Origin of the sequence: Janibacter melonis (assembly GCF_020567375.1) — a bacterium.
Classification (GTDB): domain Bacteria; phylum Actinomycetota; class Actinomycetes; order Actinomycetales; family Dermatophilaceae; genus Marihabitans; species Marihabitans melonis.
Map to the genome: position 1 here is coordinate 803392 of NZ_JAJBZM010000002.1, position 26937 is coordinate 830328.

Genomic DNA, 26937 nt, shown 5'->3' on the forward strand with positions numbered 1-26937 from the left:
TCCTTCGAGTCGGAGGTGGTCAGGCGAGATCGGCGGCGAGGCTCTGGAAGGCGGCCTGCGCGTCGGAGTAGGTGTGGCGCTCGCCCGCCCGGCTGCGGTCGAGGAGGTCCGAGAGCACGAAGGGGTCGAGCCGGGCCGCGTCCTGGAGGCGCACCGTGCCCCCTTCGACCGACTCGGCCAGACGGATGCCCGAGCCGGCCGCGACGACGACCTGCCCGTTGAGGGTGCAGCGGGGGTCGGCGAGGGCGCCGACCACCGGTGCGACGAGCTCGGAGCGCATCCGGTCGGCGTGCCGGGGATCCATGCCCTGCTCGGTCATCTGGGTGGTGGCGTAGGGGAGCAGGACGTTGGTGAGCACGCCCTTGGGCGCGCCCTCCGCGGCGGCGGTGCGGCCGAGCGCGATGACCGCGCCCTTGCTCGCGGCGTAGGCGGAGACCGTCGGCTCGCCGTGCAGGCCGGCGGTCGACGCGACGAGCACCAGCCGGCCGTGGCCGGCGGCGCGCATGTGGGCCAGCGCCGGCGCGATGACGAGCGCCGTGCCGGTGACGTTGACCTCCATGACCGTGCGGAAGTGCTCGGCCGAGGTCTTGTGCAGCATCTGCGGCATGCTCACCGCGGCGCTCGTCACGCAGATGTCGAGCCGCCCGAAGTGCTCGAGCGCGAGCTGGACGAGCGACGTCCCCGTCTCGGGATCGGCGACGTCGCCGTGGTGGGCCACCGCCCTGCCGCCCGCGGCGAGGATCTCGCTCGTCACGTGGTCGGCGGGCCCCCGGCCCTGCGCGTCGACCTGCCGGTTGCGGTTGTTGACGACGACAGCCGCGCCGAGGTCGGCCAGGTGCCGGGCGAAGGCCCGGCCGAGGCCCTTGCCCCCGCCGGTGACCACGGCCACCTGCCCCTCGAGCGGGCGCTCCGCGGCGCTCATCCCGCGAGCCGTTCGACGAGGACCGCCACCCCGAGGCCGGCGGCGCCGCTCACGGCAGCGACGCCGTAGCGCCCGTCCCGCCGCTCGAGCTCCTCGACGCACGAGCCGACGAGGATCGCCCCGGTCGCCCCGAAGGCGTGACCCATCGCCATCGTCCCGCCGTTGGGGTTCATCCGCTCCGGTCCGACACCCAGGTCGCGCCGGAAGCGCAGGCACAGGGCGGCGAAGGCCTCGGCGAACTCGAAGACGTCGATGTCGTCCGGCGTGAGCCCGGCGCGGGCGATGACCTGCTCGACCGCGCTCTGCCCGGCGGTGAGCATGACGACCGGGTTGACCGACGTCGACGCGGCCGCGAGGACGCGGGCGCGAGGGCGCAGCCCGGTCCGGGCCGCAGCGGCCTCGTCGCCGAGGAGCAGCAGGGCCGCGGCGTCGGCCATCTGCGGAGACGTGCCGACCGTGTGCAGGTGGTCGATGTGGTCGACGCCGTCGTAGGCGCCGAGCGCGATCGCGTCCTGGCCGTCGGCCCCGAGCCGGGCGAAGGCGGGCGGCAGCGCGGCCAGGGCGTCGAGGGAGGTGCCTGGTCGCACGAGCTCGTCATGGGCGGCTCCCGGCGAGCCGTCCGCGTGCGGCACCGGCACGAGCGAGCGGGCGAAGGCCCCGTCCTGGGTCGCCCGGGCGGCCTTCGCGTGCGTCTCGACGGCGTACGCGTCGAGCTCCTCGCGGGTGAAGCCGTCGAGGGTGGCGTTGAGGTCGGCCGCGATCCCCATGTGCACCGAGCCGATCTGGCGGATCGTCGCCGGGTCGCTCCACAGCGGCCCGCGGTCGGTGAACATCGGCACGCGCGAGACGCTCTCGACGCCGCCCGCGACCGCGAGGCCGAGGTCGCCGCCGCGCACCCGCGCCGCGGTCTGGCCGACGGCGTCGACGCCGGAGGCGCAGAAGCGGTTGAGGGTGACACCGGGCACGTCGTCTCCCCAGCCGGCGAGGAGGGTCGCCGTCCGGGCGAGGTTCGCGCCCTGCTCGTCGACCTGGCCCGCGCAGCCGATCGCGACGTCGTCGACGAGGGCGGGGTCGAGGCCGGTGCGCTCGACGAGCGCGCGCTGCAGGTGCACGACGAGATCGACGGGTGTGTGCTCGTGCAGCGAGCCCCGTGGCGAGGCCTTGCCGCGCGGTGTCCTGACGTAGTCGAGCACGAGAGCGTCGCTCATGAGGTCCTCTTCAGCCGATGGAGTTACTCTGGTAGTTGTAGTACGGTGCGACGGAGATGACAAGTCCTGCGGCCGATGTCGGCTGCACGAAGGGAGTGCGATGAGCGCCACGACCATCTGGGTCCTCGGGGGGTATCAGAGCGACTTCTCGCGCAACCTCACCCGCGAGGGGCACGACTTCGCCGACCTCACCAAGGAGGTCGTCGACCACACGCTCGAGGCGGCGAAGGTCGACGGGGGCGACATCGGCGTCGTGCACGTCGGCAACGCCTTCGGGCAGCTCTTCGCCCACCAGGGCCAGCTCGGCGCGATGCCGGCGAGCGTGCGCCCCGACCTGTGGGGCCTGCCCTCCTCACGCCACGAGGCGGCATGCGCCTCGGGCAGCATCGCCGTCCTCGCCGCCGTCGCGGACCTGCGCACCGGCGACCACGACGCCGCCCTCGTCATCGGGGTCGAGCTCGAGAAGACCGTGCCCGGCGACACTGCGGCCGGGCACCTCGGCGCCGCGGCCTGGACCGGCCACGAGGGCCAGGACGCCCGCTTCATGTGGCCGCACATGTTCAGCCGGGTCGCCGACGAGTACGACGCGCGCTATGGCATCGACGAGGTGCACCTGCGGGCGATCGCCCAGACGAACTTCGCCAACGCCCGGCTCAACCCGCTCGCGCAGACGCGCGGCTGGGAGGTGCCCGACCTCGTCGAGGGTGCGGGGTCCGACGACGAGACGAACCCCGTCGTCGACGGCCGCATCCGCCGCTTCGACTGCAGCCAGGTCACCGACGGCGGGGCCGGCGTCGTCCTCGTCACCGACCGCTGGCTCGAGCGCCACCCGAGCGCCCGGCCGATCGCCCAGCTCACCGGCTGGGGTCACCGCACCGTCGGCCTGGGGCTGCAGGACAAGATCGACCGCGCCGCCGACAGCCCCTACCTCCTCCCGCACCTGCGCGAGACGGTCCACGCCGCCTTCGACCGCGCCCGCATCGGGCTCGACGACCTCGACGGCCTGGAGACCCACGACTGCTTCACCCCCAGCGAGTACGTCGCCATCGACCACATCGGGCTCACCGGTCCGGGCGAGTCGTGGAAGGCGATCGAGAACGGCGAGATCGAGATCGGCGGGCGCCTGCCGATCAACCCCTCGGGCGGTCTCATCGGCGGCGGTCACCCGGTCGGCGCGAGCGGCGTGCGGATGCTGCTCGACGCGGGCAAGCAGGTCTCCGGCACCGCCGGCGCCTACCAGGTCGAGGGCGCGCGCACCTTCGCCACGCTGAACTTCGGCGGCAGCACCGCCACCACCGTCAGCCTCGTCGTCGCCACCACCGAGCGCTGAGCACACCAGAGCAGGAAGAAGGGACCCCCATGGACGTCGACGTCGTCGGCCGCATCCTGTCGACCCTCCCCGAGGACGACGACCACCCCTACCGGACCGGCCCGTGGCGGCCGCAGACCTCCGAGTGGGTGGCCGACGACCTCGAGGTCGTCGAGGGCGAGATCCCCGCCGACCTCGACGGCGTCTACCTGCGCAACACCGAGAACCCCGTCCACCCGTCGATGAAGAACTACCACCCCTTCGACGGCGACGGCATGATCCACGTCGTCGGCTTCCGCGACGGCAAGGCCTTCTACCGCAACCGCTTCATCCGCACCGACGGCTTCGTCGCCGAGCAGGAGGCCGGTCAGGCCCTGTGGGCCGGTCTCGCCGAGCCCCCGCGGATCGCCCTGCGCGAGGACGGCTGGGGCGCGCGGACCCGGATGAAGGACGCGTCGAGCACCGACGTCGTCGTCCACCGCGGCACGGCCCTCACGAGCTTCTACCAGTGCGGCGACCTCTACCGGGTCGACCCCTTCTCCGCGCAGACCCGCGGCAAGGAGGACTTCAACGGTGACTTCCCCGTCCAGTGGGGCGTCTCCGCGCACCCGAAGATCGACGACCGCACCGGCGAGATGCTCTTCTTCAACTACAGCAAGGACGCGCCGTACATGCACTACGGCGTCGTCGACGAGAAGAACGACCTCGCCCACTACGTCGACATCCCGCTGCCGGGCCCGCGCCTGCCGCACGACATGGCCTTCACCGAGAACTACGCGATCCTCAACGACTTCCCGCTCTTCTGGGACCCCGAGGCGCTGAAGAAGGACGCGCACATCGCGAGGTGGCACCGCGACATGCCCTCGCGCTTCGCCGTCATCCCGCGCCGCGGCCAGACCTCGGACATCCGGTGGTTCGAGGCCGAGTCCACCTACGTCCTGCACTTCGTCAACGCCTACGAGGAGGGCGACGAGATCGTCCTCGACGGCTTCTTCCAGGGCGACCCCGAGCCGGCCGACAACGGCATGGGCGACAAGTGGCAGCGCGCCTTCCGCTTCCTCGCCCTCGACCGCATGCAGTCGCGCCTGCACCGGTGGCGGCTCAACCTCGTCACCGGGGCGGTGCGCGAGGAGCAGCTGAGCGACAGCATCACCGAGTTCGGGATGATGAACGGCAGCTACACGGGCGGGGCCTACCGGTACGCGTACGCGGCCACCGGCAAGCCCTCCTGGTTCCTCTTCGACGGCCTCGTCAAGCACGACCTGCACACCGGGGGCGAGGAGCGGATCTCCTTCGGCGACGGCGTCTACGGCAGCGAGACCGCCATGGCCCCGCGCGTCGGCGCGACCGCCGAGGACGACGGCTACCTCATCACCCTGCTCACCGACATGAACGCCGACGCCTCCTACGCGCTCGTCCTCGACGCCGCGCGCGTGGGAGACGGCCCGGTCTGCAAGCTCAAGCTCCCCGAGCGCATCTCCTCGGGCACCCACTCGACGTGGGCCGCGGGCTCGGAGCTGCGCCGCTGGCACACGGCCGACACCGCCGCGGACGCGGTGCACCTGTGAGCGCCCCGGTCGCGGAGAGGCCGTAGCGGCAGATGACGAAGACCCAGGAGCCGGCGGTCCTGCCGGACCAGCCGACGCGCCTCGAGACCGACGGCCCGAACGCCGTCGGGCGGATGCTCGGCCTGCTCGGCGACGAGTGGACCCTCCTCATCGTCCAGCAGTCGCTGCGCGGGATCCGGCGCTACGGCCAGCTCATGGACGCGCTGCCGATCTCGAACTCGACCCTCACCTCGCGCCTGGCGATGCTCACGCGCGAGGGGATGCTCGAGCGGCACGTCTACCAGGACAAGCCGGTCCGGGCGGAGTACCGGCCGACGCCGCGGACCCGGTCGTTGTGGCCCGTGCTCCTCGCGATCTGGGAGTGGGAGCGGCACTGGGTGCCCGACCACGCCGAGCGCCTGCCGAGCATGCACCACGACACGTGCGACGCGGACTTCGCGCCGGTGCTCGGCTGCCGCTCCTGCGGCCGGCCGGTCGCGGCCCGCGAGATCGAGGCCGAGTGGGGCCCGAGCGGCAGCTGGCCGCGATCGGTGCCCGAGGCCGCCACCCGTCGGCGCTCGGACGCCGAGGCCGTCGGCGGCCAGTCGGGTCTCTTCCCCGACACGATGACGATCTTCGGCAACCGCTGGTCCTCCGCGCTCCTCGGTGCCGCCTTCCGCGGGCTGTCGCGCTTCCACGAGTTCGAGAGCGCCCTCGGCGCCCCGCCGACCCTCGTCGCCGAGCGGCTCAAGGCCTTCGTCGCCATCGGCGTCCTCGAGCCGGTCGAGAGCCTCGGCCGCGCCGACTGGGTGCAGTACCGGCTCACCGAGAAGGGCCGCGCCTTCTTCCCCGTGGTCGCCACGAGCCTGCACTGGGCCGAGCAGTGGTTCCACGCCCCCGAGGGCCCGGCGCTGCTCCAGACCCACCGCACGTGCGGGCAGGACTACGTCCCCTTCTTCGCGTGCGACCGCTGCGGCGAGCCGCTCGCCGCGGCCGACATCTCGATCGTCCCCGCCGGCACCGCAGCCACCACGCCCGACGAGGAGAGCCGATGACCGAGCGTCCCTACCGCGTCGTGCAGTGGGCCACCGGCGCGATGGGCAAGGCCGCCCTGCGCACGATGCTCGACCACCCGAGCACCGAGGTCGTCGGCGCCTACGTCTACGGCTCCTCGAAGGTCGGCCGCGACGTGGGCGACATCGCGGGCCGCCCGGCCACGGGCGTCCTGGCCACCGACGACGTCGAGGAGGTCCTCGCCCTTCGCCCCGACGTCGTCGTGCACGCCGCCCGGATCGGCGCCTACGGCAGCCACGACGACGACGTCGTGCGCCTCCTCGAGTCCGGCGCGAACGTCCTGAGCATCAACGGCTACACCGACCCCCACGCCCGCCCCGGCGAGCGGCTCGAGCGCCTCCAGCGCGCCGGCGAGACCGGGGGAGCGAGCGTCATGGGCGTCGGGCTCAACCCGGGCTTCGTCGCCGAGCAGGTCGCCGTCATGGCGACCGGCGTGTGCGCCTCGCTCGAGCACGTCGAGGTCGTCGAGTCCGCGGACGCCCGCGAGCTGCGCGACCCGCGCTACCTCTTCGACACCCTCGGCTTCGGCGCCGAGATGGACGCCGTGGACCCGAACGATCCCTCGTGGGGCCCCGCCGGGGCGCTCAACGGGATGTACGAGGAGGTCCTCGCCGCGATGGCCCACCACCTCGGTCTCGAGCTCGAGCGGGTCGAGACCGACCACGCCTGCCACCCCGCGCTCACCGACCTCGACCTCCACGCCGGCACCGTGCGCGCCGGCACCGTCGGTCACACGAGGTGGCGGTGGCACGGGGTCGTCGGCGGCCGCCGTCGGCTGACGATGTCGATCCACTGGTTCGTCGAGACGGCGCACCTCGACGCCCCCGACCCGCCGCTGTGGCGGGTGCACGTCACGGGCCACCCCGGGCTGCGGATGTCGATCGACCTCGAGAAGCACCCCGACGACCGCAGCCGGATGGGTGCCGAGCAGTACGCCGTCGCGGGGCAGGTCATCAACGCAATCCCGCACGTCGTCGCCGCGGCCCCCGGCGTCACCGTCCGTCCCGCCCTCACCCCGGCGCGCGGCGCCGGCGCGATCGACCTGTCCGCCCGCTAGACCACCCGAAGGACTCGCCATGGCAGCACGCACCGTCGCGGACCTGCTCCGCCGCAGCAGCACGGCCCACCCCGACCGTCCCGCGATCGTCGGCGAAGGGCGACCGGTCACCTACGGCGAGCTCGCGGAGCGCACCGACCGCCTGGCCTCGGGCCTCGTCGCCCACGGCCTGGGCAGCGGCGACCGGGTCGCCTACCTCGCCCGCAACGCGACCGAGTTCTGGGAGCTCTTCTTCGGGGCCACGAAGGCCGGCGCCGCGATCGTCCCGATGAACTTCCGCCTCGCCGGCGAGGAGATCGCCGGGATCCTCGCCGACTCCGAGCCGGCGGCCCTCCTCGTCGAGACGCACCTGTGCGAGCTCGTGCCGGACGACTACGCCGGTCACCGGCTCGTCTTCGCCCAGGGCGACGCCGAGCTCGTCGTGCCCCCGGGCTGGACGGCCTACGAGGAGTGGCTCGCCGAGCAGCCCGCGCAGGACCCGTGCCGCGACGCACGCGGCGACGACCTGCTCTCGCTCATGTACTCCAGCGGCACGACGGGACGGCCGAAGGGGGTGACGACGACGGTCGACGGGATGCTCTGGGCGGTCGGCGCCTTCAGCGCGCAGTTCGACGTCTCGCAGGACAGCGTCTCGCTCGTGCCCACGCCGTACTACCACATCGCCGCCGGCGGCTGGTCGCTCATCGCGCTCGCCGCGGGCGGGCGGATCATCCAGCTCACCGAGGTCACCCCGCAGAACATGCTCGGCCTCATGGTCGGCCACCGCGCCACCCACGTCATCATGGTCCCGACCGTCATGCAGCTCTTCATCACGAGCCCCGAGGCGTCGCAGGCCGACTACTCCAGCGTCGAGCACCTCGTCTACGGAGGCTCGCCGATCTCGGAGACGGTGATGATCGGCGCGCAGGAGACCTTCGGCGCCCAGCTCTCGCAGAGCTACGGGCTCACGGAGACGATCGGCGTCACGACGATCCTGCGGCCCGACGACCACCGCGTGGGACCCCAGAGCAAGCTGCGCTCGGCGGGTCGGGCCGTCCCGGGCCTCGAGGTCGCGGTCGTCGACCCGGCGACCGGCGAGGACTGCCCCGTCGGCGAGGTCGGCGAGGTCGTCACCCGCGGCCCCGGCGTCACGAGGTCGTACTGGCGCAACCCGACCGCCACCGCTGACGCCTTCTGGCCCGGCGGCTGGTTCCGCACCGGTGACGCGGGCTACCTCGACGACGAGGGCTACCTCTTCCTCAAGGACCGGATCAAGGACCTGCTGATGTCCGGCGGCGAGAACATCTACCCGGCCGAGGTCGAGAACGCGATCATGGCGCACCCCGACGTGCAGGAGGTCGCCGTCATCGGCGTCCCCAGCAAGCGATGGGGCGAGACCCCCGTCGCGGTCGTCGTCGCCAAGCCGGGCACCACCGTCGACGAGGCCGGGCTCATCGGCTTCACGCGCGAGCGGCTCGCGCACTACAAGTGCCCGACCGCCGTGAGCGTCGTCGACGCCCTTCCCCGCAACCCCTCCGGGAAGGTGCTCAAGCGCGAGCTGCGCAAGCCCTACTGGGCCGGACACGACAGGAGCATCGGATGACCACGCAGGAGCAGGGCTGGGCCACGATCCGTCAGGTGGTGATCGGGGCGCGGGACCTCGAGAGCACCTCGACGCAGCTGCGGGAGGCGCTCGGTCTCCCCGTCGGCTTCGCCGACCCGCTGCTCGAGGACATCGGGCTGGCTGACGAGACCTTGCGGGTCGGCCCCGAGGCGCACCTCGAGGTCGTCGCCCCGCTGACCCCGACGGCGTCGATCAACGGCTGGATCACCAAGGGCGGGGGAGGCGGCGGGTACGCGCTGTCGATCCAGGTGCCCGACGCTGGCGTCCTCGTCGCGAACGCCGAGCGACTCGGCGTGCGCGTCGTCGCCGACCTCGTCGCCTACGAGCGGCGCATCGTCCAGCTGCACCCGGGCGACATGGGTCTGCTCGTCGAGCTCGACGAGATCCCGCAGCCGGAGCAGTGGTTCTGGGACGACATCGAGACCGCCGAGCCCGAGGCGCCCGTCGTCGACGACGTCCTCGCCGTCGAGGTGCAGTCCGGCGACCCCAAGGCCCAGGCGCGGCTGTGGGCCGGGGTGCTCGGGTGCGAGGTGGCCGACGGCGAGGTGCCGAGCATCGAGCTGGGCTCGCGCACGGTGCGCTTCGTGCGCGGCGAGCGCCGGATGCTCAGCGCGGTCGACCTGCGGTGCGTCGACGGCGTGACGCCGCCCGAGCGCACCCTCGTCGTCAGCGGGGTCGAGCTCCGCCTCGTCTGACCGCGCGCACGACGTGAGCGGGCCCCCCTTCGCCGAGACGAAGGGGGGCCCGCCGTCGCGTCGTCAGGCGAAGCGGGAGCGCAGCTCGGTCTTGAGCAGCTTGCCGCTCGCGTTGAGCGGGAGGGCGTCGACGAAGGCCACGGAGACCGGGCACTTGAAGTGCGCCATGCGCTCGCGGGCCCAGGTGACCAGACCGGTCTCGGTGAGCGCCTCGCCCTCGGCCCCCGCGGCGCGCACGACGACCGCCATCGGAGACTCGCCCCACCGCTGCGACGGCACGCCGATGACGGCGACCTGCGCCACCCCGGGGTGCCCGGTGAGGACGCTCTCGACCTCGGCCGGGTACACGTTCTCCCCGCCCGAGACGATCATGTCCTTGAGCCGGTCGTGCAGGTAGAGGTAGCCGTCGGCGTCCATGGACCCGCCGTCGCCGGTGCGCAGCCAGCCGTCGGGCATGACCGCGGCGGCGGTCGCCTCCGGTGCCTCCCAGTAGCCCTTCATGACGTGACCGCCACCGATGAGGACCTCGCCGCGCTCGCCGAAGGGGAGGTCCTCCAGGGTCACGGGGTCGACGACGCGGACCGGCACGCCCGGCATCGGGCGGCCGACGGAGCGCAGGCGGTGGGCCGTCTCCGGGGTCGGCCGGTGGTCTTCTGGCGACAGCATCGTCACGCCGCCCGTCGACTCGGTGAGCCCGTAGGACTGGAGGAACTTGCACCCGAAGACCTCGGTCGCGTCCCGCAGCACCGGCTCGGGCATCGGCGAGGCGCCGTAGACGAGGTAGCGCAACGTCGACCAGTCGGCCTCGCGCACCTCCGGCACCTGCAGGAGCATCTGGATGACGGTCGGCACCGCCACCGCGTGGGTGACGTCGTGCTCCTGGAGGATGCGGAAGAGGTCCATCGGCGAGGTCGGGTTGCGCAGCAGCAGGGCCGCGCCGTTGACGTTGGCGACGATGGCCAGCCCGAAGCCCGAGACGTGGAAGAAGGGCACCGGCGCCAGCGCGACGCAGTCGGTGTCGAGCTCCATGACGTAGTGCATCGCGGCGATCGCCTGGCCGAGGTTGGCCCCGGTGAGCTCGATCCCCTTCGGCCGGCCGGTCGTGCCGGAGGAGTAGAACATCAGCGCGGTGTCCTGCGGGTCCCGCGCGTACCCGGGGTCGTCGCTCGGCGCGTCCCACGTCCACTCGTCGTACCCCGTGGAGCACTCCGTCGCCTCGGGGGTGACGACACGGCGCACGGACGGCTGCGCGGCGGCGACCTGCGCGAGGCGCTCCTGGTCGCGACCGAGCACGACGACCGCCGGGCTGCTGTGCGCCAGCACGTACTCGACCTCTGGGACCGCGAGGCGGAAGTTGAGCGCCGTCGGGATCGCCCCCATCTTCGAGGCGCCGTAGAGCACCGCGAGGAAGGACGGCGCGTTCTCGCCGACGTAGGTGACCCGGTCGCCCGGGCGCACGCCGTCGGCGATGAGGCTCTGCGCGACCCGGCTCGCCATGGCGTCGAGCTCGGCGAAGGTCGTCGTGCGGCCCGGCTCGAGGACGGCGGGCAGGTCCGGGGTGGCGGCAGCGCGCCGCCGCAGGATGTCCTCGACCCGCTCGACCCGCGTGCCGTCGGCGTGGAGGGCGTAGTGGGGGTCGCGGTAGGAGTCCGGTGTCGGCGCCATGTACGGGGCGACGTGCTCGACGCTCATCGTCAGGCCTTCGTGCTCAGCGACTCGACGAAGAGCAGCTTGCCCAGGCCCCGCTCGTAGCGCACGGGGTCGAGCGCGAGACGTGCGCGCGACTCGACGGCCATGCGGTCGGTGTCGGCCGTCCACACCCCGCGCTGCATCGCGTCGAGACCGGCGGCCGCGATGTCGCGAGGGTCCTCCTTGTGACCGTCGACGTGCGCCGCCATCCGGGTGTCGACCGAGCCGACGACGAGGGAGGTCACGGTGATGCCGTCCGGCTCGAGCTCGGCGCGGGCGATGCCCCCCAGGTACAGGGCGGCAGCCTTCGAGGGGGAGTAGCCGCCCATGAAGGCGGTCGGCGCGATGGCCGCGACCGACAGGACGTTGACGATCGACCCGCCGCCGTTGGCGGCGATGACCGGCGCGAAGGCCCGGGTCGCGGCGAGCGGCGCGAAGTAGTTGACCTCCATCTCTCGGCGTGCGGCGTCGGGGTCGGCGCACTTGACGAGACGGTCCTGGGCGTGGAGCCCGGCGTTGTTGACGAGCACCGTGGCGTCGCCGCACCGGGCGGCGGCCGCGGCCACGTGCTCTGGGTCGGTGACCTCGAAGGGGATGACCTCGGCCGCCGTGGCGGCGAGCTCGGGCGTGACGTCCTGGGGGTCCCGCACGCCGGCGTAGACCTTCCGCGCACCGCGCTCCAGGGCCTCGGTGACGAAGGCCAGCCCGATGCCTCTGTTGGCGCCGGTCACGACGACCGTCGCGTCCTCGACGCGGGCTCCTCGCAAGGTGCTCATGCGTGTCCTCTCCACAGCTGTCCGGTCGGTCCGTGCCGCCATCGTGATGGTTGACGTCTCACTCTGGTTACTGTAGTAATCACTATCACACTGATAAATGAAGTGTCACGAGGAAGGCAGTCATGGCACTGAGCGAGAACCCCCCGGCAACGGCGCCGGGGACGATGCCCGACAGGGTGTCCGGGTCTGGTCTGTCGTTGCGCGGGGTCTCGATCCAGTTCGGCGGCATCCGTGCCCTGGACGACGTGAGCTTCGACGTCCAGCCCGGTCAGATCGTCGGACTCATCGGTCCGAACGGCGCCGGCAAGACCACGCTCTTCAACTGCATCACCCGCATCTACGAGCCGACCGACGGTGCCATCACCTGGAAGGGCGAGGACCTCCTCGCCCGCCGGGCGCACCGGCTGGCCCAGGGCGGGATCGCCCGGACCTTCCAGAACCTCGCGCTCTTCGACGCGATGACGGTCTTCGACAACGCGATGGTCGGCGGCACGAGCGTGCGCCGCAGCCGCAGCGAGCTGCGGGAGCGGGCCTGGCACCTCGTCGAGCGGCTCGAGCTCCTCGAGGTCGCCTCCCGACCGGCGCACGGGCTCCCCTTCGGCACCCTCAAGCGGGTCGAGCTGGCCCGGGCGCTCATGTCGGAGCCGGAGCTGCTGCTCCTCGACGAGCCCGCGGGCGGGCTGACCCACAGCGAGGTCAAGGAGCTCGGCGAGCTCGTCGTCGCGCTGCGCGACGAGCTCGGCTTCGCCGCCCTGCTCGTCGAGCACCACATGGGGCTCGTCCTCGGCATCAGCGACCACGTCGTCGCGCTCGACTTCGGCAAGACGATCTTCGAGGGCAGCCCGGCCGAGGTGCGGGACAACCCCGCGGTCGTCGAGGCCTACCTGGGACGGCCCGCCGCATGAGCCTGCTGACAGTCACAGACCTCTACGCCGGCTACGGGCCGAGCGAGGTGCTGCACGGGATCTCGCTCGAGGTCGACGCCGGAGAGGTCGTCGTCATGCTCGGCGCCAACGGCGCGGGCAAGACGACGACGATGCACGCGATCAGCGGGCTCATCGCCCGCCGGGGCACCGTCGAGCTCGACGGCCGGCCGCTCGGGCGACGCCCCGAGCAGGTCGTCGGCAGCGGCATCAGCCTCGTGCCCCAGGGTCGCGGCACCCTCGGCCAGCTCTCGGTCGTCGACAACCTGCGGGTCGGAGCGGCGCTGCGCAAGGACTCCGCCGAGGTCGCGAGCGACATCCGCCGGTGGTGCGAGGTCTTCCCGGTCCTCGGGCGGCGTTCCCACCAGCTCGCCGGCTCGCTGTCGGGCGGGGAGCAGCAGATGCTCGCCGTCGCCCGCGCGCTCATGAGCCGCCCGCGGCTGCTGCTGTGCGACGAGCCGAGCCTCGGGCTGGCGCCCATCGTCGTCCAGGAGCTCTTCGCGACCCTCGCCGAGATCAACCGCACCGACGGCACGGCGCTGCTCGTCGTCGAGCAGAACGCCGAGCTGGCGATGGACCTCGCCGACCGCGTCTACCTGCTCGACGTCGGCACCATCGCGGCGACCGGCACCCCCGAGACCTTCCGAGCCGACGACGCCGTGCGCAGCGTCTACCTCGGGTACTAGGAGCCCCGCATGGAACTCTTCCTCGAACGCCTCATCTCCGGGCTGACGAACGGCTCGATCTACGCGCTGCTCGCGCTGGCGCTGGTCGTCGTCTTCCGCGGCACCGGCACCCTGAACTTCGCCCAGGGCGAGCTGGCGCTCTTCACCACCTTCGTCGCCTGGTGGCTCACCACCGAGGGCGTCGGCATCTGGGTCGCCATCGCGGCCTCGCTCGCCCTCGGCTTCGTCATCGGCGCGGCGGTCGAGCGCTTCCTCATCCGGCCGGTCCAGCGGCGCAACGACATGGCCGTCCTCATCGTCGCGCTCGGGCTCTTCACCGGCTTCAACTCCCTCGCCGGCCTGCTGTGGGGCAGCGAGACGAAGGTCATGCCGAGCCCCTTCCCCAACGGTCTCGACGACTACGTCTCCGTCGGCGGGGCGCGGCTGTACTTCGACGCGCTCGGCGTGTGGGGCGCGCTGCTCCTCCTCATGCTCCTCATGACGCTGCTCTTCCGCTTCACCAAGCTCGGGCTGCACATGCGGGCGGTCGCCGACAACGCCACCTCGGCCACCCTCGCGGGCGTGCGGACCAGCCGCATCCTCGCCATCGGGTGGGGCCTGTCCGGGGCGATCGGCGCCCTGGCCGGTGTGCTCGTGACACCGCTGGCACCGCAGCAGCTGAGCCTGACGACGATGTTCACGATCTTCATCGCCGCCTCGGCCGCCGCCCTCTTCGGCGGGCTCGACAGCCTCGGCGGGGCGGTCGTCGGTGGGCTCGTCATCGGCGTCCTCGAGGCGATGCTCACCGGCTACGTCTCCTTCATCGGGGGCTCCCTGCAGCAGACCTCGGCGCTGCTCGTCATCGTCGCGATCCTTTTCGTCAAGCCGAACGGCCTGTTCGGGACCAAGAAGCTGGTGAGGGTATGACCGTCCTGCAGGAGTCCGCACCCACTCGTCAGGCACCCCCTGCGGCCCGACGCGGCATCGTCGTCGTCCACGGCTCGCGGCAGCACTGGCTCATGCGCGCGGTGCTCGTCGTGCTCGCCGTCCTCTTCCTCGTGTGGGCGGCCAACCTCGCGCCCTTCCGGGTCGGGCAGATGACGAACGTCTTCGTCATCGCCATCGCGATCGCCGGGCTCAACCTCGTCACCGGGTACACGGGCCTGCTCTCCATCGGGCACTCGGCCTTCTTCGGTCTCGGGGCCTACACGACGGGCATCCTCGTCACCCGCTACGAGCTGGCCCCGCTGGCCACCGTGCCGGTCGCGATCGTCCTCGGCTTCGCCGTCGGGCTCGCGGTCGGCCTGCCCTCCCTGCGGATCAAGGGGCTCTACCTGGCCCTCGTCACCCTCGCCGTCGGCGTGTCCTTCCCCGAGATCGTGCGCCGCGCCGAGGACCTCACCGGCGGCGCGGCCGGGCTCGTCATCCGCTCGCGCTTCCTCGCGCCGCCGGAGTGGACGGGCCTCGTTCGCGCCGAGCGCGGGCTGTGGATGTTCTGGCTCTCCGCCCTCGTCCTCGTCGTCGTCATGGTGCTCGCACGCTCGATCGTGCGCAGCCGCTTCGGGCTGGCCATGCAGGCCGTGCGCGACAACGAGATCGCGGCGGCGGCCAACGGCGTCGACGTCGCCCGCACGAAGATCCTCGTCTTCGGGGTCTCCGGGGCGATCACCGCGCTCGCCGGCGCGCTCTTCGCGCAGTACGTCGGCGCGCTGTCGCCGGACGGGTCCTTCACCCTGCTCAAGTCCATCGAGCTCATCACCGGTCTCGTCCTCGGCGGGGTCGCGACGACCGCCGGCCCGCTCGTCGGAGCCTTCGCCGTCGTCTTCCTGCCCCAGCTCACCGGGTCCTTCTCCACCGGCCCGCTGTCGGGCGTCGTCTTCGGCGTCGTGCTCATCGCGATCGTCTTCCTCATGCCCGAGGGCATCGTCGGCCGCGCCACGATCTGGCTGCGCCGGGTCCTCACGATCCTGCCCGCCGACCACCCCGACGTGACGAGGAGGTCCTCGCCACCCTCCTGACCTCGCCCGCCCCCTTCGCACCGATCACCTCGAGCAGCCCTGTGTCTGGACATCGACACCCTCTGAAGAAGGAACAACCCATGAAGCGACTCATCCCTGTCGTGTCGGCCATGGCGGTCCCCGTCCTGGCACTGGCTGCCTGCGGCGCCGACACCGAGACATCGGGCTCCGACGGCGGCAGCGCCTCCGGCGTCATCAGCGCCGACGACTGCGCCGACCCCGAGGCCGTGACGGCCGAGATCACCGGCGAGCTCAAGGTCGGCTGGACGGCGGCCACCTCGGGGCCGCTCGCCGATGCGGTCGGCAACGTCATCGAGGGTATGGAGGCCCGGTTCGCGGTCGAGAACGAGGCCGGCGGCATCGGCGGCGTCCAGCTCAAGGTCGTCGTCAAGGACGACGCCTTCAACCCCGAGCGGGCCAAGGCCAACGTCGGCGAGCTCATCCAGAAGGAGAAGGTGCACGTCATCGACACCTTCGGCTCCGGGCAGCTCGACGCGATCGCCGACGACCAGAACGACCAGTGCGTCCCGGTCCTCTTCGCCCAGGCGAGCGTCCCGGCCTACCGGGACATCGAGAACTTCCCGTGGACGACCGAGTACCTGCCGTCGGCCGACGTCGAGATGAAGACGGTCGTCGAGGGCCTGAAGAAGGAGTACCCGGACGGCGCCGAGGTGGCGCTCGCCGCCAACCAGACCGAGTCCGGCAAGGGCTACGCCGACGGCTTCAAGAACGCGATCGAGGGCACGGACTTCACGATCGCCGCCGAGGAGCCGCTCACGGACCCGCGCACGGCGGCCTCGGCGCTCAAGGCCACGGACGCGCCGATCCTCGTCGACGCCGGCGTGACGACCGACTGCCTCTCGCTGACCCAGGCGGTCGGGCGTGTCGGCTGGAAGCCCAAGACCTTCATCCAGCCCTCGAACTGCGCCGACGGCGCGACGCTCTACGCACCCGCCGGTGACGCCGCCGACGGCCAGCAGATCCTGCGCTGGCTCAAGGACCCGGCGAGCGACGAGTTCGCCGACGACGACGCCGTCACCGAGTACCGCGAGCAGGCGGAGGCCAACGGCGCGGACTCGCCCGACAACAGCTACACCGTCAACGGCTGGGCCATCGCCGACCTGATGATCGACAACTTCAAGCGCGCGGCCGAGTCCGACGAGGGTCTCTCGCGCCTGTCGATCATGCAGGCCGCCCGCACCCAGGACTACCAGCCGCCGATGTTCATCGACGGCATCACGTTCCAGATGTCCCCGACCCAGTCCTACGGGATCCTCGCCTTCAAGCCCTACACCTGGGACGCCAAGGCGAAGTCCTTCGAGCCCGCCGGCGAGGTCATCGACATCTCCGACGAGTACGACAAGTAAGAGGGGGACCCGATGGCGATCGCGCGAGGACTGCACCCGGCCGAGAAGGTCGCGGAGTACCAGGCGAAGGGGTGGTGGTCCGACGAGACCGTCGACCAGCTCTTCGCCCGTCAGGTCGCCGATCGGGGCCCCGAGCCCGCGGTCGTCGACCCGGCCAACCGAGAAGGACTGGTCGGGTCGGCGCCGCGGCGCCTCACCTGGGCCGAGCTGGAGGACGAGGTGGTCGCGCTCGCGGCGCGCCTCGACGAGCTCGGCCTGCAGCGCGGTGACGTCCTCGGCGTCCAGCTGCCGAACACCATCGAGCTCGTCGAGGTCTACCTCGCGGCGTGGTCCATCGGCGTCGTGATGTCGCCGCTGCCGATGCAGTACCGCGAGAACGAGATCGTCGGCATGGCCAACCAGGCGCGCTTCGCCGCGGTCGTCACGTGCGCCCGCTTCGGCGGACGGGCGCCCGCAGCGGAGATCCTCGACCTGCGCGACCAGGTGCCCGGGCTCGGCGCGGTCGTCGCCCTCGGCGACGCCTGCGAGCACGCGGACCTGCCGCCGCAGGCCCTCGCCTGGACCCCCGGTCCGGCGACTGCTGAGCAGCGGGCGCGGGTCGAGGCGCGCCGCGCTGCCGACCCCAACGACGCGAACGACTGCCTCACCGTGTGCTGGACCTCCGGCACCGAGAGCGAGCCGAAGGGGGTGCCCCGCGCCCACCTCGAGTGGCTGGCGATCAGCTGGGCCACCGTCGACGCGCCGCGGGTCGTCGCCGAGGACGTGCTCCTCAACCCCTTCCCGATGGTCAACATGGCCGGGATCAACGGCATGTTCCTGCCGTGGCTGCGCACGGGCTGCCTCCTCGTCCAGCACCACCCCTTCGACCTGCCGACCTTCCTGGCGCAGATCGCGACGGAGCGGGTGACCTACACCGTCGCCCCGCCGGCGCTGCTGTGGATGCTCCTGACGAACGAGGAGCTGCTCGCCCGCGCCGACCTCTCGAGCCTCACCCGGCTCGGCTCGGGCTCGGTGCCCCTCCAGCCGGCGATGGTGCGGGGCTGGCAGGAGCGCTTCGGCATCGGGGTCATCAACTTCTTCGGGTCGAACGAGGGGATCGGCCTGCTCTCGAGCGTCGAGGACTTCCCCGACCCCGACGAGCGGGCGCAGTACTTCCCGCGGTACGGCGCCCCGGGCGTCACGTGGTCCTCGCGCGTCTCGCAGTGGGTGCAGGTCCGGCTCGTCGACGCGGCGGGCGAGGAGATCACCGAGCCCGGCGTCCCCGGTGAGCTGCGGATCGGCGGCCCGACGGTCTTCGCCGGGTATCTCGACCCGGAGGGCCGGGCCGACCCCTTCGACGAGCACGGCTACCTGCGCACCGGTGACCTCTTCGAGATCGCGGGCGACCAGGGCCAGTTCCTGCACTACCTCGACCGGGCGAAGGACCTCGTCATCCGCGGTGGGATGAACATCGCGCCCGCCGAGCTCGAGGGCCTCATCGGCGATCACCCGGACGTCGTCGACGTCGCGGTCATAGGCGACCCCGACGAGCTGCTCGGCGAGCGGGTCGCCGCCGTCGTCACCCTGCGCCCCGGTGCGCAGATGACCCTCGACGACCTCGTCACCTATCTCAAGGGCCGCCGCATCGCGTCCTACAAGCTGCCGGAGCGTCTCGTCGTCATGGACGAGCTGCCCCGCAACCCCGTCGGCAAGATCCTCAAGCGCGAGCTGCGGAAGGTGCAGTCATGACCACGAAGACGATGACGGACGACGACAAGATCGCCCTGGCGAAGGAGATGTTCGCCGCCTGGGAGCAGATGGACTGGGCGCGGGTGGTCGACCTCTTCGCCGAGGACGGCGTGCTCCACAGCGTCATGCAGGAGCCGGTCGTCGGCCGGGAGGCGCTCACCGAGCGCATGGCGGTGCTCGGCAGCCGGTGCGAGCGCCTCGAGCTGCGGGTGCGCGCGCTCGGCGTCATCGACGGCCGGGTCTTCGCCGAGCGGGTCGACGACTTCGACTTCGGCGGGCACCACGGCGAGGTGCCGGTCGTCGGGGTCCTCGCGATGGAGGACGGCCGGGTCACGCAGTGGCTCGAGTACTACGACCGCCCGACCCTGCTCGCGGGCATGGGGATGGCGGCCGACTTTGCCCACTGAGCCGACGAAGGTACCCACCTGGGCGTCACCCGTCCTCGCGTCGATGGCGCGCTCCGCAGACCGCGCGGCCTTCCGCACCGCCGACGCGGTGCGCACGCACTCCGAGTCGGTGGCCCGGGTCTCGCGCCTCGCGCACGCGATGGCGGGCTCGGGGATCGGCGATGGGGACAGGGTCGCCCTCGTCGTGGACGCCGGCGCGGACGCCGTCGAGGCCTACCTCGCGGTGGGGCTCACGGGCGCCACCGCGGTGCAGGTCAACGACCGCCTCCAGGTCGCCGAGGTCGGCGAGGTCCTCGACCAGGCGCGACCTCGAGCCGTCGTGTGCACGCCGGAGCAGGCCGACCGCCTGCGTGACGTCGTCACCGGGGGCGGCGCGCAGCTCCTCGGCTGGGGCGGCGGTCACGACCTTGACCTCGAGGAGGCGGCGCGCGTGCCGTCGACCGCCCGGGCGCCGCAGGTCCTCGTCGACCCGTCGAGCGCGGGGGTCGTCGGCTTCACGAGCGGCACGACCGGCCGGCCGAAGGGGGTCGTCCACACCCACCAGGGGCTCGCCCGGATCATCCGGCACATGCCGGCGCACGACGGGCTGCGCTGGGGGAGCCGCTGCGGCTTCACCGGGACCCTCGCCTTCGCCGCCGGCATCTGGGGGGTCGTCCTGCCCCACCTCTACGTCGGCGGGCAGATCTCGTGGATGGCCGGTCTGGCCCCCGACGCGTGGGTCGAGCGGATGGTGCGCGAGCGCACCGGATTCACCTACGTGCCGACCCCGCTCATGGGCGCCTTCGCCGACGAGGTCCGGCGCCGGCCCGAGGTCCTCGAGCACCTCGACGGCGTCCTCCACTCGGGCTCGCTCGCGGCCCGTGAGGCGACGGCCGATCTCGTCGACGCCATCGGCCACCGGTACGTCGAGACGTACGGCATGACCGAGACCGGCGCACCCGTCACCGCGACGGTGCCCGACGACTGGCGCCCCGGGACGGCGGCCGACGACCCCTTCGCCTCTGCCGGTCGTCCCGTGCCGATCGCCGAGGTCTGCGTCCTCGGGCCCGACGGCACCGAGCTCGGGCCGGGCGAGGTGGGCGAGGTCGTCGTGAGCAGCGAGACGCTCTTCGCCGGGTACCTCGACGACCCCGAGCAGACGGCCGAGGCGATGCCCGACGGGCGGCTGCGCACCGGTGATCTCGGCAGCCTCGACGAGGCCGGCTACCTCTACGTCCGGGGCCGGGCGAAGGACATGATCGTCACGGGCGGGATGAACGTCTACCCCGCCGAGGTCGAGCGGGTGCTCGCCCAGGCCGACGGCGTCGTGGACGTCGCGGTGCTCGGGATGCCGGACGAGCGGTGGGGCGAGACCGTCGTCGCCGCGGTCGTCGCGGCGCCAGGGGCCGAGGTCGACCTGCAGGCTCTCGACGTCTTCGTCCGAGCCCGCCTGGCGGGCTACAAGAAGCCCACGCGGGTCGAGGTCGTCGACGCCCTGCCTCGAAACGCGAGCCTCAAGGTGCGCAAGGACGTCCTGCGCCAGCAGCTCGAGGGCGCCCGGTGACCGCCTGGATGGACCGGCTGCGCGTGCCCGTCGTGGCCGCGCCGATGTTCCTCGTGTCCGGGCCCGAGCTCGTCGTCGCGACGAGCCGGGCCGGCGCGCTCGGCGCCTTCCCCGCCCCGAACTGCCGCACCCTCGACGAGCTGGACCGCTGGATGGGCACGATCGGCGACGCTCTCGACGACCAGCCGTGGGCGCTCAACCTCGTCACCCATCGCACCAACGCCCGGCTGCCCGACGACCTGCGCCTCGTGGCGCAGCACCGGCCGCCCGTCGTCATCACCGCTCTCGGCTCGCCCGCCCCGGTCGTCGATACGGTGCACGCCTACGGCGGCACGGTCGTCGCCGACGTCGTCTCGATGGGCCTGGCGCGCAAGGCCGTCGCGGCCGGGGTCGACGGGCTGGCGTGTGTCTCGGCCGGTGCGGGCGGGCACACGGGCTCGCTGTCCCCCTTCGCCTTCGTCTCGGCGGTGCGCCAGTCCTTCGACGGCCTCGTCGTCGTCGGCGGGGGCATCGCCGACGGCGCGGGCGTGGCCGGGGCGGTCGCCGCGGGGGCCGATCTCGTCTCGATGGGCACCCGCTTCCTCGCGACCCGCGAGAGCATGGCCGTGCCCGACTACAAGCAGATGGTCGTCGACCACGGTCTCGACGACCTCGTCGTCAGCGACGGGGTGACCGGCACGCCGGCGTCGTGGCTGCGCCCGAGCCTCGTCGCGCACGGTCTCGACCCGGACCACCTCGTGCACGATGGCGGGCGACGCTACGACGCGACCCAGGCCCCGGCGTCGCGGTGGAAGGACATCTGGGCCGCGGGCCAGGGCATCGGCGCCGTCACCGACGTCGAGCCGGCCGCGCAGGTCGTCGCCCAGCTCGAGCGGGAGTACCGCCAGGCGGTCGCCCGGCTCGCCGCCCGGGTCTGAGCGGCCGCAGCGGCGGCCTGACGTCGATCCGTGCACCTGGCACGCGACATGCCCCGTGCCAGGTGCAGACATCGCCGTCAGGTCTGCCGACGGGGGGGGGAGAGCCCCCAGGTCCGCTGTCAGCCCGGTCGACGGCCCATGACGGCCAACATCGTCACGGCGACGAAGGCGTCGCCCCGCTGCGCGCTCGCCTCGACCCCGGAGACGAGGCGGGCGGCCTCGTCGGCGGTGATCACCCCGTCGTCCTGCGCGCTCTCGACGGTGCGACCGAGCGGACCGCCGCCGAGGAGCGCCTCCGGCGGCAGCACGAGGGCCGAGGAGCCGATGTCGTCGTCGACCTCGAGCCCTGCGGTGCGCAGCTGCGCACGGAGGTGACGACCGGCGAAGGGGTTCGGCCACTGCGTGCGCCACCCCCACTCCTGCACCCGGCGCATGATCTCGGGCTCGTCGGTGACCGTGACGAAGGTGCCCCAGTCGGAGTCGACGACCACGGCGCGGCCACCCGGCCGCAGGACACGCGCGATCTCGTCGGCCGCCGCCTGCGGGTCCTCCAGGTGCTGGAAGACCCGCTCGCAGCGCACGGCGTCGACGCTGCCGTCGGCGAAGGGGAGGTCGCTCGCCGACGCGAGCGACCACCGCGCGCTCGAGTGCGACGGCGTGCGGTCGGCGGCCACCTCGAGCAGGCGCGGGTTGGTGTCGACACCGGTCGCCCGTCCGCTGTCGCCGACCCGCAGCGCCATCCGGCGCACCTCGCTGCCGGTGCCGCAGCCGACGTCGACCGCGCTCTCGCCGTCGGCGAGCTCGAGCCGGTCGAGGGTCCAGTCGCGCAGCCGCTGGACGGCGGGGGAGAGCTCCTGCAGGTCGAGCACCCGCACGAGGGTGGCGACGTCGTCCTCGCTGAGCTCGCCCGCCCGGGACTCCTGGAAGGCCCTCCGGGTCGTGCGCGGGTAGCCCGCGTCGCTCGTCATGCGTCGACGATCCTCCGCGGGCCCGGCGTCGTCAACGGACGTGGCCAGCGGGACCAGAGGTCGTCAGTCGCCCCGCAGGGTGCGCAGCACGAGAGGTAGCTCGGAGGGGATCTCGCCGGCCAGGTAGCCCACCCGGCCCAGCCGCATGGCGAGGGTGTCGCCGGCCGCGGCGTGGACCGACTTCGCCCAGACCAGCGCCTGCACGAGGCCGGCGCCTCGGCTGAGCAGCCCGAGCGCGGCACCCGCGCAGACGTCACCGCTGCCGGAGGTCGCCAGACCGGTGTCGCCGGTCGTCATCCGCCACAAAGCGCCGTCGGCGGAGGCAACCCAGTCACCGCAGCCGACGACGGCGTCGTAGCGCCGCGCGGCCTCGACGGTCGCCTCGGCCACGTCGTCGTCCTCGACCTCGTCGCGGTCGAGGAGGTGGGCGAGCTCGCCGGGGTTGGGGGTCGCGACGAGACGCCCACGAAGGGAGCCCAGGACGTCGTCGTCAAGGTCGGGCAGGACCGTGAGCCCGAAGGCGTCCAGGAGCACGGGGGCGTCCGGGGCGAGGGTCGGCACGACCTCGGCGACGAGCCGGGCCGATCCCTCGGGGTCGTCGAGACCGGGCCCGACGAGCACGGCGTCGGCCCGGCCGGTCTCGCGCTCGAGAGCCGCCCCGGCGCCGGTGCCGGTCACCGCGCCCGACGCGGACTGCGCGAGCGCGGTGACGCCGGACTCCGGCACGGCTACGGCCAGGTGAGGGGCCACCCCTTCGGCCACCCCGAGGTGCAGCTTGCCGGCACCCATCCGCAGCGCCGAGACCCCGGCGAGGAGGACCGCCCCGGGGGTCGCGCAGGAGCCGCCGACGACCACCGCCTGGCCGCGGCCGTACTTCGAGCCGGCGGGCTCGGGCAGCGGCCACCGCCGCAGGACGTCGGGTGTCACGAGTCGGGGGTCGGCGAGGGTCCCGCCGCTGACCTCGTCGAGGATCTGCTCAGGCATCGACGTCCTCGCTCTCCTCGTCGCGGGAGCCGCCGCCGACCTCGTCGGACGCACCGGGCTGGTCGGTGACCTCGACCCCTTCGCGTCGGAGGTGGTCGTCGAGGTTGTAGTCGGTGACCGCCCACCCGGTGGGGGATGAGGGGTCGCGCACGAGTCGACAGATGGCGGCGTTGCGAAGGGGGTTCGAGCGTGACCGCTCGAGGACGGCCTCCTCGTCGAGCCCCTCGGCGACGTAGCAGAAGAGCAGCACGACGACGTCGTGCGCCGTCACGAGGGCGACCTCGTGACCCTCGACCGTGGCGAGCTCGGCGAGCACGGCGCGGACCCGCCCGGCGACGTCCGCCCAGGACTCGCCGCCCGGCGGCCGGTAGTAGAACTTGCCGATCCAGGCCCGGCGCTCGGCTTCCTCCGGGTACTTCTTGGTGATCCCGTCGGCGGTGAGCATGTCGGTGATGCCCATGTCGCGGTCGCGCAGCCGCTCGTCGACCCGCAGGGCGAGGTCGACGTCCGCCTCGCGAAGGGCGATCTCGCCGGTCTGGCGTGCCCGGCGGTAGGGGCTGGACCACACGACCCCCGGCTGGTCGGCCTCGGCGAGCTCGCCGAGCCACCGACCGACCGCAGCGGCCTGCTCACGGCCCGTCGCGGAGAGCTCGACGTCGGGGTCGCGGGCCGGGACGTCGATGCGCTCGAGGCCGTCGCGCTGGGCGAGCTCGGCGGCGACGTTGCCCTCGGACTGGCCGTGGCGGACGAGGATGACCTGCTGCAGTGGCATCCGTCCACCCTAGGGACCGGGGCAGGGGCGGGGACTCACCCCGATGAGGGGTGCGCGAGAGAGATCAGCGGCGGCGCAGCTCGGCGACGAGCTGACGCTCGCGGCGGCGCAGGGTGGCCCGACGGCGGTGATCTGCGGGATCGGTGGACCGCGGCTGCACCGTGCGCTCGGCCTCCTCGACCTGCCCCAGCTCGAAGAGCAGCTCGCGGACGGTGCGGTCCGCGTCCGGCTTCATCGGGATCTCGATCGTGCTCATGGCCGCTCCTCAGGTCGGGGTGCAGCCACAGTGTCGCTGCTGGCTGCGCGTCGGCTGTCGATAGGAGGTGGGCTGTCTGTGAGCGGTGGCAGCATGGCCGCATGGACGGTGCGAGAGAGCGGCTCGACGCCGAGCAGGCCGAGGCCCGGCGCCGGCTGGCGGCGCTGACCGGCGACTTCGACATGGTCGTCGACGCCTCGCGCGACTCGAACGCCGACGACGAGCACGACCCCGAGGGGGCGACCATCGCCTTCGAGCGGGCGCAGGTCTCCTCGCTCATCCGGCAGACGCAGGAGCACCTCGACGAGATCGACGCAGCCCTGCGTCGTCTCGACGGCGGTGGCTACGGCACGTGCGAGCGGTGCGGCGAGCCGATCGGCGAGGCTCGGCTCGAGGCCAAGCCGACCGCGCGGCTGTGCATCCGGTGCGCCTCGGCCCGCCGCTGACGGGAGCTCGGTCCCCCTTCGCCCTGCGGCCCGACAGCTCGCCGGGTCAGCGGGAGCGGGCCACCCGCCCCTCGTCCCACACCGGCTCGTCCGACTCGTAGACCCGGCCGTCCGCGCCGAAGACGAGGAAGCGGTCGAAGCGGCGCGCGAACCACCGGTCGTGGGTCACCGCGAGCACCGTCCCCTCGAAGCGGTCGAGCCCCTCCTCGAGCGCCTCGGCCGAGTGCAGGTCGAGGTTGTCGGTGGGCTCGTCGAGCAGGAGCATCGTCGCGCCGCTCAGCTCGAGCAGGAGGATCTGCATCCGCGCCTGCTGCCCGCCGGACAACGACGCGAAGGTCTGCTCGGACGCCCGCGCCAGCCCGTAGCGGTCGAGGGCACGCGCCGCCTGCTCTCGGCCCATGCCCGCCCGGTGCTCGTCGCCGCGGTGCAGGATCTCCAGCAGCGTGCGCCCGAGCAGCTCGGGGTGCTGGTGGGTCTGGGCGAACCACCCCGGCCGCACCCGCGACCCGAGCCGCACGACCCCGCTGTGCGCGACGGGCTCCGGGCGCACGTCACCGACCGGCTGGTGCTCGACGTCGGGGTCGGACCCGCCCGAGGCGAGCAGCCGCAAGAAGTGGCTCTTGCCCGAGCCGTTCGACCCGAGCACCGCGACCCGCTCGCCGTACCAGAGCTCGAGGTCGAAGGGCCGCATGAGACCGGTGAGCTCGAGCCCCTCGGCGACGACGGCACGCTTCGCGGTCCGGCCGCCCGTGAGCCGCATCTTCACGTCCTGGACGTACGGCGTCGCCTCGGGCGGACCCTCGTCCTCGAAGCGGCGCAGCCTCGTGCGCGCCGCCTGGTAGCGCGCAGCCATGTCGGAGTTGTAGGCGGCCTTCTGCTTGTACATCTGCACGAGGGCCTTGAGCTTCGCGTGCTCCTCGTCCCACCGCAGCCGCAGCTCCTCGAGCCGCGCCATCCGCTCGGCACGCGCCTGGTGGTACGTCGCGAAGCGGCCGGCGTGCACCCACGCGACGCTGCCCGACGCGGTCGGCTCGAGGGTGGCGACCCGCGTCGCGACCTGCCCGAGCAGCTCGCGGTCGTGGGTGACGATGAGCACCGTCTTCGGCGAGGTCTGCAGCTGCTCCTCGAGCCAGCGCTTCGCGGGCACGTCGAGGTAGTTGTCGGGCTCGTCGAGCAGGAGCACCTCGTCGGGCCCGCGGAGCAGCGCCTCGAGGACGAGCCTCTTCTGCTCGCCGCCGGACAGGGTCGACACGTCGCGCCACTGCGCCCGCTCGAAGGGCATCCCCAGGGCCTGCGTCGTGCAGACGTCCCAGATCACCTCCCACTCGTAGCCCTCGACGTCGGCCCAGTCGACGAGCGCCTGCGCGTAGGCCATCTGGGCGGGCTCGTCGTCGCGCTCCATCATCGCCAGCTCGGACTCGTCGATCGCCCGCGCGGCCTCACGAACGGCGGGCGGCGCGACGCTGACGAGCAGGTCGCGCACGCTCGTCTGCTCGTCGTCGCCGCGCCCGACGACGCCGACGTGCTGCGCCATGACGCCGAGCCCGCCGGTGCGGGTGATCGCCCCGTCGTGGGCGTCGAGCTCGCCGGAGATGATCCGCAGCAGGGTGGTCTTGCCGGTGCCGTTCGGTCCGACGAGCGCGACCTTCGCCCCTTCGCCCACCCGCAGGCTCACGTCGCCGAGGAGCGGCCTGCCGTCGGGCAGGGAGTACCGGATGCTGCTGACGTCGACGTGTCCCACGGGGCAGGAGTCTGGTCGAGCCGGCCGGCGGAGTCACCCGGGTTTCGGGCGACGATTGAGTCGCCCCCCTTCGGCGTCCCCCGTCGCGACCCCGATCTGACAAAACCCTGCTGGCAGCCCTTCGACGAGCCAGCAGGGTCTCGAAGGGGTCCTGGCACATCAAGACCCAGCCAGCAGGGTTTTGCACCAGGGGGGGCGAAGGGGGAGTCAGCGGCGCGAGAGCTCGGTCTCGGCCCGCTCGACGTCCTGCTGCGAGCGGTCGTCATCGACGTCGCGGGCACCGGGGTGAGGAGCAGGACGACGACGAGGGCGCCGAGCAGCC

At 72.8% G+C, this 26937-nt stretch carries 25 protein-coding genes; 16 read left to right on the forward strand and 9 right to left on the reverse strand.

The annotated features are described in order from the left end of the window. Positions 1-19: 19 nt before the first annotated feature. Together LIV55_RS10010 and LIV55_RS10015 are read right to left on the reverse strand one after the other, a co-directional pair. Positions 20-922 (reverse strand): SDR family NAD(P)-dependent oxidoreductase, encoded by a 903-nt coding sequence (locus LIV55_RS10010; RefSeq protein WP_229300090.1) that lies wholly within the window; start codon positions 920-922, stop codon positions 20-22. Then, positions 919-2130 carry an acetyl-CoA C-acyltransferase gene (locus LIV55_RS10015; protein ID WP_191563581.1) on the reverse strand — a complete coding sequence of 404 codons (1212 nt, stop codon included), beginning with the start codon at positions 2128-2130 and terminating at the stop codon, positions 919-921. The genes LIV55_RS10010 and LIV55_RS10015 overlap by 4 nt, the downstream gene beginning before the upstream one ends. A 100-nt stretch (positions 2131-2230) precedes the next feature. Here LIV55_RS10015 and LIV55_RS10020 point away from each other — a divergent pair, with 100 nt between their 5' ends. Genes LIV55_RS10020 through LIV55_RS10045 form a run of 6 tightly spaced genes read left to right on the forward strand, consistent with a single transcriptional unit; the run spans position 2231 to position 9415 of the window. Next, a complete protein-coding gene (locus LIV55_RS10020; protein WP_229300091.1) occupies positions 2231-3460 on the forward strand; it encodes an acetyl-CoA acetyltransferase in 1230 nt (409 codons plus the stop codon). A gap of 29 nt (positions 3461-3489) precedes the next feature. Beyond that, entirely contained in the window at positions 3490-5007 is a 1518-nt protein-coding gene (locus LIV55_RS10025; protein WP_229300092.1) for a carotenoid oxygenase family protein, read from the forward strand. A gap of 32 nt (positions 5008-5039) precedes the next feature. After that, positions 5040-6041, forward strand: coding sequence for a winged helix-turn-helix transcriptional regulator (locus LIV55_RS10030; protein WP_123092725.1), 1002 nt, complete (start codon positions 5040-5042; stop codon positions 6039-6041). Further along, positions 6038-7117 carry an NAD(P)H-dependent amine dehydrogenase family protein gene (locus tag LIV55_RS10035; protein WP_229300093.1) on the forward strand — a complete coding sequence of 360 codons (1080 nt, stop codon included), beginning with the start codon at positions 6038-6040 and terminating at the stop codon, positions 7115-7117. Before LIV55_RS10030 ends, LIV55_RS10035 begins: the two co-directional genes overlap by 4 nt. 19 nt (positions 7118-7136) lie before the next feature. After that, entirely contained in the window at positions 7137-8699 is a 1563-nt protein-coding gene (locus LIV55_RS10040; RefSeq protein ID WP_229300094.1) for a long-chain-fatty-acid--CoA ligase, read from the forward strand. Further along, a complete protein-coding gene (locus LIV55_RS10045) occupies positions 8696-9415 on the forward strand; it encodes a VOC family protein (protein ID WP_229300095.1) in 720 nt (239 codons plus the stop codon). The genes LIV55_RS10040 and LIV55_RS10045 overlap by 4 nt, the downstream gene beginning before the upstream one ends. Before the next feature lie 63 nt (positions 9416-9478). Here the strand turns inward: LIV55_RS10045 and LIV55_RS10050 are convergent, their stop codons facing one another. Together LIV55_RS10050 and LIV55_RS10055 are read right to left on the reverse strand one after the other, a co-directional pair. Further along, on the reverse strand, positions 9479-11107 hold the full coding sequence (locus LIV55_RS10050; protein ID WP_224766829.1) for a long-chain-fatty-acid--CoA ligase: 1629 nt from the start codon (positions 11105-11107) through the stop codon (positions 9479-9481). A gap of 2 nt (positions 11108-11109) precedes the next feature. Next, the gene (locus LIV55_RS10055; RefSeq protein WP_123092721.1) at positions 11110-11880 is read right to left on the reverse strand and encodes an SDR family oxidoreductase; all 771 of its coding nucleotides are present in this window, start codon (positions 11878-11880) and stop codon (positions 11110-11112) included. 122 nt (positions 11881-12002) lie between these two features. Between LIV55_RS10055 and LIV55_RS10060 the strand changes: the two genes are divergently transcribed. The 9 genes from LIV55_RS10060 to LIV55_RS10100 all read left to right on the forward strand — a co-directional run bounded on the left by LIV55_RS10060 (position 12003) and on the right by LIV55_RS10100 (position 21448). Continuing rightward, positions 12003-12785 (forward strand): ABC transporter ATP-binding protein, encoded by a 783-nt coding sequence (locus LIV55_RS10060; protein ID WP_205473838.1) that lies wholly within the window; start codon positions 12003-12005, stop codon positions 12783-12785. Next, positions 12782-13489, forward strand: coding sequence for an ABC transporter ATP-binding protein (locus tag LIV55_RS10065; RefSeq protein WP_123092719.1), 708 nt, complete (start codon positions 12782-12784; stop codon positions 13487-13489). The genes LIV55_RS10060 and LIV55_RS10065 overlap by 4 nt, the downstream gene beginning before the upstream one ends. Positions 13490-13498: 9 nt before the next feature. After that, positions 13499-14395, forward strand: a complete 897-nt coding sequence (locus LIV55_RS10070; RefSeq protein ID WP_123092718.1) for a branched-chain amino acid ABC transporter permease — start codon at positions 13499-13501, stop codon at positions 14393-14395. Continuing rightward, entirely contained in the window at positions 14392-15486 is a 1095-nt protein-coding gene (locus tag LIV55_RS10075) for a branched-chain amino acid ABC transporter permease (RefSeq protein WP_123092717.1), read from the forward strand. The genes LIV55_RS10070 and LIV55_RS10075 overlap by 4 nt, the downstream gene beginning before the upstream one ends. A gap of 80 nt (positions 15487-15566) precedes the next feature. Further along, positions 15567-16853 (forward strand): ABC transporter substrate-binding protein, encoded by a 1287-nt coding sequence (locus tag LIV55_RS10080; protein ID WP_229300096.1) that lies wholly within the window; start codon positions 15567-15569, stop codon positions 16851-16853. A gap of 12 nt (positions 16854-16865) precedes the next feature. After that, complete coding sequence (locus LIV55_RS10085; RefSeq protein ID WP_123092715.1) at positions 16866-18581, forward strand: class I adenylate-forming enzyme family protein; 1716 nt, start codon at positions 16866-16868, stop codon at positions 18579-18581. Continuing rightward, positions 18578-18988, forward strand: a complete 411-nt coding sequence (locus LIV55_RS10090; protein WP_201464652.1) for a nuclear transport factor 2 family protein — start codon at positions 18578-18580, stop codon at positions 18986-18988. Before LIV55_RS10085 ends, LIV55_RS10090 begins: the two co-directional genes overlap by 4 nt. Before the next feature lie 43 nt (positions 18989-19031). After that, a complete protein-coding gene (locus LIV55_RS10095; RefSeq protein ID WP_123092714.1) occupies positions 19032-20531 on the forward strand; it encodes a class I adenylate-forming enzyme family protein in 1500 nt (499 codons plus the stop codon). Continuing rightward, positions 20528-21448: an NAD(P)H-dependent flavin oxidoreductase gene (locus LIV55_RS10100; RefSeq protein ID WP_229300097.1), complete on the forward strand. Its 921-nt coding sequence runs from the start codon at positions 20528-20530 to the stop codon at positions 21446-21448. The genes LIV55_RS10095 and LIV55_RS10100 overlap by 4 nt, the downstream gene beginning before the upstream one ends. Positions 21449-21567: 119 nt before the next feature. Here the strand turns inward: LIV55_RS10100 and LIV55_RS10105 are convergent, their stop codons facing one another. The 4 genes from LIV55_RS10105 to LIV55_RS10120 form a co-directional block, all read right to left on the reverse strand. Then, positions 21568-22416: a methyltransferase domain-containing protein gene (locus tag LIV55_RS10105; protein ID WP_229300098.1), complete on the reverse strand. Its 849-nt coding sequence runs from the start codon at positions 22414-22416 to the stop codon at positions 21568-21570. A 63-nt stretch (positions 22417-22479) separates the two neighbouring features. Beyond that, positions 22480-23400 carry an NAD(P)H-hydrate dehydratase gene (locus LIV55_RS10110; protein ID WP_229300099.1) on the reverse strand — a complete coding sequence of 307 codons (921 nt, stop codon included), beginning with the start codon at positions 23398-23400 and terminating at the stop codon, positions 22480-22482. Continuing rightward, a complete protein-coding gene (locus LIV55_RS10115) occupies positions 23393-24172 on the reverse strand; it encodes a histidine phosphatase family protein (RefSeq protein WP_229300100.1) in 780 nt (259 codons plus the stop codon). Before LIV55_RS10115 ends, LIV55_RS10110 begins: the two co-directional genes overlap by 8 nt. A gap of 64 nt (positions 24173-24236) precedes the next feature. Continuing rightward, the gene (locus LIV55_RS10120; RefSeq protein ID WP_123092710.1) at positions 24237-24428 is read right to left on the reverse strand and encodes a hypothetical protein; all 192 of its coding nucleotides are present in this window, start codon (positions 24426-24428) and stop codon (positions 24237-24239) included. Positions 24429-24529: 101 nt separating this feature from the next. Between LIV55_RS10120 and LIV55_RS10125 the strand changes: the two genes are divergently transcribed. Next, a complete protein-coding gene (locus LIV55_RS10125) occupies positions 24530-24874 on the forward strand; it encodes a TraR/DksA family transcriptional regulator (RefSeq protein WP_123092709.1) in 345 nt (114 codons plus the stop codon). A gap of 46 nt (positions 24875-24920) precedes the next feature. Here LIV55_RS10125 and LIV55_RS10130 read toward each other — a convergent pair whose 3' ends face one another. Then, entirely contained in the window at positions 24921-26615 is a 1695-nt protein-coding gene (locus LIV55_RS10130; RefSeq protein WP_229300101.1) for an ABC-F family ATP-binding cassette domain-containing protein, read from the reverse strand. Positions 26616-26937: the final 322 nt, after the last annotated feature.